This window comes from Pseudomonas sp. SDO5271_S396 (genome assembly GCF_054071795.1).
In genome coordinates, this window is record NZ_JBSVWB010000065.1 from 20,837 (window position 1) to 28,671 (window position 7,835).

Below are 7,835 nucleotides of genomic sequence, written 5' to 3' on the forward strand. Positions count from 1 at the left end.
AAACTCCTCTTGTTATTAGTACTGCCGGGCCTTGGCCAGGTGTTCGTTGAGTTTTTTCGCCGCCGCATTCGTGCGTTCGCTGGTGGACACCTGCGCCACACCCACCCGCCACCACGACAGGTAGCCATGCACCATGGTCTTGGGCAGCACCTTGATATCGATCAGCGTCGACACGGTCTGCGTCCGCGCATCGGCCAGCGCCGCTTCCAGCTGTTCCACGCTGCTGACCTTATAGGTCTTGCAGCCATAGGCAGCTGCACTCATGGCGAAATCCACCGGCACCAGGCCGCCGTCAAGCTTGCCGCTCTCGGGGTTGCGGAAGCGGAACTCGGTACCGAAGCTGTCCATGCCGTTGCCGAGCTGCAGGTTGTTGATGCAGCCGAAAGCCATGTTGTCGAGCAGCACCACATTGATCTTGCGCCGCTCCTGAATCGAGGTCGCCAGCTCCGAGTGCAGCATCAGGTAGGAGCCATCGCCGACCAGCGCGTAGACCTCTTTGCTCGGTTCGGCGAGCTTCACCCCCAGCGCCGCATTGACCTCGTAGCCCATGCACGAGTAGCCGTATTCGACGTGGTAGGTGTTGACGCCCTTGCTGTGCCAGGCCCGTTGCAGGTCGCCGGGCAGGCTGCCGGCGGCGGCGACGATGATCGCATCGTCGGCCAGTTGTTGGTTCAACACCCCCAGCACGCGACTTTGGCTCAGGCACGAGCCGGTCAGCTCGATGAATTCACGCAGCACGGCACGGTCCAGGCGGTCGTCGACCTCGGGCACAAAGTCATCGCCCTGGTACTCCACCTGATGCACCCGCGTCACTTCGACCTCCAACCGGGCTTTAGCGTCGGCCACCTGCCCGCCCCAGCCGGCACGGTAATCCTCCAGGGCATCGGCCAGCGCTTCGAGGGCGGTTTGGGCATCCGCCAGCACCTGCACACCGTCCAGCTTCAGCGCATCGCAGGGGCTGATGTTGAGGTTGAGGAATTTCACGTCCGGGTGCTTGAACAGCGACTTGGACGAGGTGGTGAAGTCGGTGTAGCGCGTACCGATGCCAATGATCAGGTCCGCCTCGGGAGCCAGCAGGTTCGCCGCCAGGCAACCGGTTTCGCCAATGCCGCCGACGTTCAGCGGGTGGCTCGACACGACCGCGCTCTTGCCCGCCTGGGTTTCGGCGAACGGAATGTCGAAGCGCTCGGCAAAGGCCTGCAACGCCGCGTTCGCACCGGAGTATTTCACTCCACCGCCGCAGATGATCAGCGGTTTGCGCTTGCCACGAAACGCCGCCAGCGCATCGCCGATCATCGCGGCGGTCGCCGGGCGCCGTTCAATACGGTGCACGCGTTTTTGCAGGAAGTAATCCGGATAGTCCCAGGCTTCGGCCTGCACATCCTGCGGCAATGCCAGGGTCACGGCGCCGGTCTCGGCGGGATCGGTCAGCACCCGCATGGCGTGGATGGCAGCCGTCATCAACTGCTCGGGACGGTTGATGCGGTCCCAGTATTTGCTTACGGAGCGAAAGGCATCGTTGGTGCTGATGCTCAAGTCGTGGAACTGCTCGATCTGTTGCAGCACCGGGTCGGGCTGGCGACTGGCATAGACATCGCCGGGCAGCAACAGCAGCGGGATACGGTTGGCCGTGGCCGTTGCAGCGGCGGTCAGCATATTGGCGGCACCAGGCCCCACCGACGCGGTACACGCATAGATCTTGCGGCGCAGGTGCTGCTTGGCGAAACCGATGGCCGCGTGGGCCATGCCCTGCTCGTTGCGGCCCTGGTGCACCACCAGCTCGCCGGCGTCCTGCTCCAGGGCCTGGCCCAGACCCAGCACATTGCCGTGGCCGAAAATGGTGAACACCCCGGCGACGAACTTGCTCTGCACGCCGTCGACTTCGATGTATTGGTTATCCAGGAACTTCACCAGGGCCTGGGCCATGGTCAATCGGGTTGTGGTCATCACTTGCACCTTGTGTGAATGCAATTGCATTGATCAACAAAGAACCAGGTGGGAACTGGCTTGCCTGCTCCCACAGTTTGTCTGGTGTCAGGTTCGGAATTTCTGCAGGTGGGCGATGCTCGCCCCCAAGGCCTGCTGGATATCGGCCAATCCATGCACGCTCTCGGCAAACGGCTCGAACGACAAGTAACCGCCGTAGCCGGTGCTGAGCAACGTATCGATCTGCGCGGCATTGCCAAGAATGTCGCCCTCGCCCACCAGCACCCGATGACCGTCGCGGATGGCATTGAGCGGCGCCTCGGCATCCTCCACTCCGGAGATGTGCACCAACCCGGTCAGTTCCGGGAAGAACTCATGCTCGCGGGCCAAGTGATGATGAAAGGTGTCGTGCACCAGGCGGAACACATCCAGCCCGCCGATGGACTTGATCGCCTCCACCGCCACGCGCTTGCGCCGCAGGGCAGACTCTTCGAAGCCCAGGGGCTCGATAAAACCCAGAATCCCGAATTCGCGCAGGATCGGCGCCAGTTCGCTCAACGCGGTGCGCAGCCCCGCCGCGCGCTGGGCCTCGTTGCGCGAGTCGTCGTGTGCGTTGAGCGGGCACATCACCAGGCCTCGGGCGCCGCACTCGCGGGCGTAGGTCGCCAGTTCGAGGGCCTGGGCACGGCGCTCGTCGTTCCACCTATCAAAGGGGTACAGCGCGTTGATCGACAGCACCGTAATGCCGTGTGCCGCACACAGTTCACGCACGCGGCTGGCAGGAGCGCCAAACTCAATCTGCTTGTCCGCAAGGTCATTGCGCAGCTCGATGGCATCGCACTTGAGCGCGGCGGCCAACTGGATGAAGTCCGGCAAGGAGAGGTTTGGCGCGACCATGCGGTTAAGGGCAAAACGCAGAGGCGACTTCATGATTGTTGTGCTCCGTCCGGAACCGCTCAAAGGTCCAACAGCCAACTGTGCTGCGGGTCGTTGTGGAAATGCCAGGCGCGCTTGGGGCCGGCCATCACGTTCAGGTAATACGACTCGTAGCCATAGGGCACGCTGACCGGGTGGTAGCCCTTGGGCACCACCACCAGGTCGCTGTTTTCCACGGCCATGGCCTGGTCGATGCTGCGGTCGTCGGTGTAGACGCGCTGGAACACGAAGCCCTGGGGCGGGTTGATCTGGTGATAATAGGTTTCTTCGAGAAAGCTCTGGTGCGGCAGGTCGTCGGTGTCGTGCTTGTGCGGCGGGTAGCTGGACGAATGCCCCGACGGCGTGCGCACCTCCACCACCAGCAGCGAATGGGCCGGCTCGCTGTCGGGCAGGATGTCACATACATAGCGAGTGTTGGCGCCTTTGCCGCGCACACTGCGCTTGCACTGTTCCGGGCGGATCAGCCGGGGTTCGTAGCCGGGCGCACCCGGCGCCGCGCACACGGCGATCTGCACATCGCTCAATGCCGTGACCCGGGCTTCGGTACCCGGTGGCAGGTAGGCGGCGAAAGGCGACTTTTCTTCAAACACCGATTGGCGATCGCCCAGGTTCTGCCAGTTGAAGCCTTCGCCTTCGATGTTCACCCGACCGCCGAGCAGCACCAGGCACAACTCCTTGTCACCTGCGCTGACCGGCAGGGTCTCCCCCAGGCTCAGGCGATAGGCCGCAAACCCCACGTACTCCAGGCGCCCGTCCTCCAGCGCGACCAAGGTCTGGCCGCGTTTGCTGCTTTTGACCAACAGACTCATTGTCCAACCCTCTCGCCGAGCAGCGCCCGCAACGTGTCATAGCCCTTTTTCGCATAGATATAGCTCGGCGCCACGGCCGGATCCTGCTCGGCCTCCACCACCAGCCAGCCCGCGTACTTCGCGGCGAGCAACACATCGAGCAATTCGGCGAAGTCGATATCGCCATCGCCGGGCACCGTGAAGGTGCCATTGACGATGCAATCGGGAAAGCTCCACATCTGGTTGCGCGCCAGTTGCACCACCGGTTTGCGCACATCCTTGAAGTGCACATGGCAGATGCGGTCGATGTGTTTGCGCAGTACCTCGAGCGGTTCGCCGCCCCCCATGTAGCAGTGGCCGGAATCGAACAGCAGACCGACTTCCGGCCCGGTACGACGCATCAGCTGGTCGATGTCTTCCGGGGACTCGACGTAGGCGCCCATATGGTGGTGATACGCCAGACGCACGCCCTGGGACAGGGTGAAACGCGCCAGCTCGGTGAGTTTGTCGGCGTAGTCCTGCCAGGCTTGCTCGCTGTGGAAACGCGGACGCTCAATCAGGCGGATACGCGAGCCCTGGATCGAATCGGCCACCTCGCCGTACACCAGCACTGTGGCGCCATTCTGCTTGAGCAATTCGACATGACCGGCGATGGCTTCGATTTCTTCCGCCACCGAACGCCGCGCCAGACGACTGGAATACCAGCCGGAGACCAGCGCCAGGCCATAGGGGCGTAACACATCGCCCACGCCCTTGGCGTCCTTGGGGAACTTGCCATTGAGTTCGAAGCCTTCGTAGCCGATTGCCTGGCCTTCACTCAACGCGGTGCTCAGCGGTGTTTCACCGCCCAGGGCCGGCAGGTCGTCGTTGCTCCAGGAAATCGGGTTGATGCCAATTCGGATTGCGGGCATGGCTGCACCTTTTATTGTTTTCAGATAGCACTGAGATCTGCTTTATGTGGGAGCTGTGCTTAGGTTCGAGCACTGCGCCAGGCGTTGATCAGTTGTTCGAATGTCTGCTGCACCTGCTGGATCAAGGTCTCGTCATCGATCTCCCCCGCCATCCACGCGCGACTCGGTTCCTGGAAGATCGTACGGCCCACCGCAAAACCGCGACACGTAGTGCTCTGGCCGGCTTGCTGGAAGCCATCGGCAAGGCACTCGGCCGACGCGTTCAGGCCCAACAGCACCACGCCCCGGCAGTACGGGTCACGCTCCTGGATCAGTTCATCGAGTTTCTTCCAGTCCTCGGCCGACTGCGCCTCGATCTTCCACCACGCCGGGTAGATACCCAGGTTGTACAGGCGCTTGAGACTGCGGTAGAGCACGTCCGGGTAGGTAGACGGATGATCCTTGGGTGGGATGACCTCCAGCAGCAGCTCATGCCCGCTGACGATCGACGCCTCGTACACCGCCTTGAGCTGGGCCTCCTGTTCCAGACGCAGCAGCGGCTCGTCATCGGGATGGAATTGCACCAGGCACTTGATGATCTGTTCCTGGGGCCAGGCGATCAGGTTGCTGCCTACCGAACGGCCATGTTCGAAGGCCAGGGGCCGCGAGTTCTGCACTTCCACCGGACGTGCAATCCACCAGCCACGGCCACTGGCGGCATTCAGCGCATCCTGGCCGAAGCGTTGGTCGGCCAGCAGGCCGACGTCGGCTTCAACGCCCTGCTCGCGCAGTTTGTGTTCCACCCGCTCGACGGCCTGGATGAACAGTTGCTTGATATCAGGGATCCGCGCGGGGTCCTGACCGCCCTTTTGCGCCAGCTCCACCAGTTGCCAACGGTGGTCGAAGGCAAACACGAACAGTTGCTTCCAGGCCTTGCGCGGTACCGTGACCCGGTGCAGGCGTTGCAGGGTCACGTCCTGATCCGGCCGGGTGATCGGCACCGGGCTGTTGAACAGGTACTCCAGTTCGGCGGGCGTCGGCATCGCCGGAGCGCAGGCATGGCGCGACACCACCAGGCCGCCGCAGGCATTGGCCAACTGGCTGCAACGCTCGTCGCTGGCGTCATTCAGCCAACCACTGAGAAAGCCCGACATAAAGGCATCGCCGGCCCCCAGCACGTTCAGCACTTCAACACGCACGCCCGGGTAGATGGCGCCGTCTTCCAGGCGAGCCGGAATCGCGCCGTGGATCACCGTGCAACCTTGCGGGCCGAGCTTGACCACCAGAGTCGCCGGGGTCAGTTCACGCACGGTGCGCAGCGCCGTCAGCAGGTCTTGACTGCCGCCGGCGATCAGAAACTCTTCTTCAGTGCCGACGATCAGGTCGAAACGCGGCAGGATCTGCTGCACATGCTGGCTGACGTTCTGGTCGGCAACAAACCGGGTTTCGCCATCGGCCTTGCCCGCCAGCCCCCACAGGACGGGACGGTAGTCGATGTCCAGCACACGCTTGACGTTGTGCCTGGCCGCATAGTCCAGCGCCTGGAGGCTGGCCTTGTACACGCCATCGGTGGAGAAATGCGTGCCGGTGATGAGCAGCGCCTTGCTGGACGCGATAAAGGCTTCGCTGATGTCTTCGGCGCGCAGGGCCATGTCGGCGCAGTTCTCGCGGTAGAACACCAGGGGGAAGGTTTCGCGGTCCTTGAGGCCGAGCAACACCAGGGCGGTGAGGCGTTCCGGATCGACCTTGATGCCGCTGACATCGCAGCCTTCGCGGGCCAGGGATTCCACCAGGAAACGCCCCATGTGGTCGTCCCCGACCCGGCTCAACATCGCAGACTTGAGCCCGAGCCGGGCGGTGCCAAAGGCGATGTTGGCGGAGGAACCGCCGAGGTATTTGGCGAAGCTGGACACGTCCTCAAGCCGTGCACCGACTTGCTGTGCATAGAGGTCGACGCCCAGGCGCCCGAGGCAAATCAGATCCAATTGACGCCCACTGGCAAAACGAGTCTGGCCCATGCTGGCTCCTGTTATTTTTATCAGCCTGCGCTGCACCGCCATGGCGACGGCGAACGCTCTTGGTGGGAGCAGACTAGAACGTCCGGCGGCACCAATCAATATTTATTCCAGATATTTTTCATTGGAATATTTTTTCCATTAAGCTTGCACAGAAGCGTGCCAGCGACAGTGCATCGTTTCAGCAGGCCACGGGGGCCGTGATGCCGGGGTATTTTTTTGCGCCTACCCTGTAGACTTGCGCCCATCGACCCAGCGTCAGGGGCGTTACGCGCCCTATAAGAACAAGCCAGAAGGATTGCCCATGTCCCGCACCGATCACGAGACCACCCTGGAAGAAGTCCCTGCCAGCCCTCCGATCAATGCCGAACGCCTGTTGCAGCTGATCACCGACGAGTACGAGAGCCTGCCGCGCCAGCTCAAGCGCATCGCCAGCTACATGAGCCAGCAAAGCGACCGGATCATGGTCGACCGCATCAGCGACATCGCCCGCGAATGCGAAGTGCACCCGTCGGCCATCGTGCGGTTTTCCCAGCGCTTCGGTTTCAGTGGTTTCAGTGAAATGCAGGCGCTGTTCCGTGAGGCCTACACCCACAAGACCACGCCGGTGCAGAACTACCAGCAGCGCATCCGCAGCATGATCGCCAACAAGTCGCAGAAAGCCAGCGGCGGTGACCTGGCCCGCGAATGCGTCAACGCCACCCTCTCCGGTATCGAGCGCCTGGGGCTGGAACTGGACGACGCCGCGTTCGAGAAAGCCGTGGACCTGGTGGTCAACGCCGACAACATTTATGTGGTCGGCGTGCGCCGCTCCTTCGCGGTGGCCGACTACCTGGTCTACAACCTGCAGCACACCAACAAGCGCATCCACCTGATCTCGGGCCTGGGCGGCAGCTACCGCGAGCAGATGCGCAGCGTGCGTGCCAACGACCTGGTAATCGCCATCAGCTTTACGCCCTACGGCAAGGAAACCCAGCACTGCCTGCGTATTGCCCAACACCACCAGGCCAAGACCCTGATCATCACCGACAGCAACCTGTCGCCCCTGGCCAAGCGGGCGAACGCGGTGCTGCTGGTGAATGAAGGCTCGTCGTTTGCCTTCCGCTCGCTGAGCGCCACCCTGTGCCTGTGCCAGGCGTTGTTCATCGCGGTGGCGTACCGCCTGGAGTTGAAGGTGGACGAGATCCACGAACAGGTCGGGTTCGAGGACTGACGTTGGGCTGTTGAAGATCCCCTGTGGGAGCTGGCTTGCCTGCGATGGCGGTGGGTCAGCTTGCATA

At 62.7% G+C, this 7,835-nt stretch carries 7 protein-coding genes; 2 read left to right on the forward strand and 5 right to left on the reverse strand.

What is annotated here, in order from left to right; translation table 11 throughout:
* Positions 1 to 15 precede the first annotated feature (15 nt).
* The 5 genes from iolD to ACW9IN_RS27655 form a co-directional block, all read right to left on the reverse strand.
* Positions 16 to 1,947 carry a 3D-(3,5/4)-trihydroxycyclohexane-1,2-dione acylhydrolase (decyclizing) gene (gene iolD / locus ACW9IN_RS27635; protein WP_457368841.1) on the reverse strand — a complete coding sequence of 644 codons (1,932 nt, stop codon included), beginning with the start codon at positions 1,945 to 1,947 and terminating at the stop codon, positions 16 to 18.
* A gap of 87 nt (positions 1,948 to 2,034) precedes the next feature.
* Positions 2,035 to 2,856, reverse strand: coding sequence for a TIM barrel protein (locus ACW9IN_RS27640; protein ID WP_457368842.1), 822 nt, complete (start codon positions 2,854 to 2,856; stop codon positions 2,035 to 2,037).
* Positions 2,857 to 2,882: 26 nt separating this feature from the next.
* Positions 2,883 to 3,671, reverse strand: a complete 789-nt coding sequence (gene iolB / locus ACW9IN_RS27645) for a 5-deoxy-glucuronate isomerase (protein WP_457368843.1) — start codon at positions 3,669 to 3,671, stop codon at positions 2,883 to 2,885.
* On the reverse strand, positions 3,668 to 4,561 hold the full coding sequence (gene iolE / locus ACW9IN_RS27650) for a myo-inosose-2 dehydratase (protein ID WP_457368844.1): 894 nt from the start codon (positions 4,559 to 4,561) through the stop codon (positions 3,668 to 3,670). The genes iolB and iolE overlap by 4 nt, the downstream gene beginning before the upstream one ends.
* Positions 4,562 to 4,620: 59 nt before the next feature.
* Entirely contained in the window at positions 4,621 to 6,558 is a 1,938-nt protein-coding gene (locus ACW9IN_RS27655; protein ID WP_457368845.1) for a bifunctional 5-dehydro-2-deoxygluconokinase/5-dehydro-2-deoxyphosphogluconate aldolase, read from the reverse strand.
* Here ACW9IN_RS27655 and ACW9IN_RS27660 point away from each other — a divergent pair.
* Together ACW9IN_RS27660 and ACW9IN_RS27665 are read left to right on the forward strand one after the other, a co-directional pair.
* Positions 6,557 to 6,700 carry a hypothetical protein gene (locus ACW9IN_RS27660; RefSeq protein ID WP_457368846.1) on the forward strand — a complete coding sequence of 48 codons (144 nt, stop codon included), beginning with the start codon at positions 6,557 to 6,559 and terminating at the stop codon, positions 6,698 to 6,700. The genes ACW9IN_RS27655 and ACW9IN_RS27660 overlap by 2 nt on opposite strands.
* 159 nt (positions 6,701 to 6,859) lie before the next feature.
* Positions 6,860 to 7,768 (forward strand): MurR/RpiR family transcriptional regulator, encoded by a 909-nt coding sequence (locus ACW9IN_RS27665; protein WP_457368847.1) that lies wholly within the window; start codon positions 6,860 to 6,862, stop codon positions 7,766 to 7,768.
* Positions 7,769 to 7,835 lie beyond the last annotated feature (67 nt).

Bases quoted from the DNA above. Each gene is read 5' to 3' on its own strand.
- iolD (WP_457368841.1), bottom strand. From the start codon at position 1,947: ATGACCACAACCCGATTGACCATGGCCCAGGCCCTGGTGAAGTTCCTG.
- ACW9IN_RS27640 (WP_457368842.1), bottom strand. From the start codon at position 2,856: ATGAAGTCGCCTCTGCGTTTTGCCCTTAACCGCATGGTCGCGCCAAAC.
- iolB (WP_457368843.1), bottom strand. From the start codon at position 3,671: ATGAGTCTGTTGGTCAAAAGCAGCAAACGCGGCCAGACCTTGGTCGCG.
- iolE (WP_457368844.1), bottom strand. From the start codon at position 4,561: ATGCCCGCAATCCGAATTGGCATCAACCCGATTTCCTGGAGCAACGAC.
- ACW9IN_RS27660 (WP_457368846.1), top strand. From the start codon at position 6,557: ATGCTGGCTCCTGTTATTTTTATCAGCCTGCGCTGCACCGCCATGGCG.
- ACW9IN_RS27655 (WP_457368845.1), bottom strand. From the start codon at position 6,558: ATGGGCCAGACTCGTTTTGCCAGTGGGCGTCAATTGGATCTGATTTGC.
- ACW9IN_RS27665 (WP_457368847.1), top strand. From the start codon at position 6,860: ATGTCCCGCACCGATCACGAGACCACCCTGGAAGAAGTCCCTGCCAGC.